The following is a 469-nucleotide window of genomic DNA, read 5'->3' on the forward strand; positions in this document are numbered from 1 at the left end:
TTTACTTGTATTGTAAATTCCATTAGCAAAATCTTGTAAAATTTGTAAAGCTTCATTGTAAGCTTGAATGGCTGTTAAATTGATTTCATCATTAACTTCTTTATAATACTTTTCTAATGTAGTGTTTTTTAGGATATAAATTTCAGATTTAATGAGTTCTATACTATTTAAACTTTGATTAAAAAAAGTATAATCATCTCTTTCTTGTATAGTTTCATTTTCATCTTTTATTATCCTTAAAGCGGATCTTTTCTCATCAATAATCAAATAAGACAAAAGTCTTTTTAAAAGAAATTCTTTATTTTCTTCAAGCTTTTGATCTATTTCATAATGAAAGGAAAAATGAGTGTCAAAAACTCCTGTGCAAAGATCTATGCCATAAAAAATTTTCTTTAAATCAAAGCTAATGAATTTCGAATTGATTGCAAAAGGATAAGTTACAAAATGATCTCTTATAACCGCTAAAGGA

Annotated in this window: 1 pseudogene; it reads right to left on the reverse strand. The window is 24.7% G+C overall.

From position 1 onward, the window contains the following. Nucleotides 1-469 (reverse strand): annotated as a pseudogene (locus AJ936_RS10675) (hypothetical protein); the annotation flags it as partial.

Source organism: Campylobacter sp. BCW_6877 (genome assembly GCF_001762445.1).
GTDB lineage: Bacteria > Campylobacterota > Campylobacteria > Campylobacterales > Campylobacteraceae > Campylobacter_D > Campylobacter_D jejuni.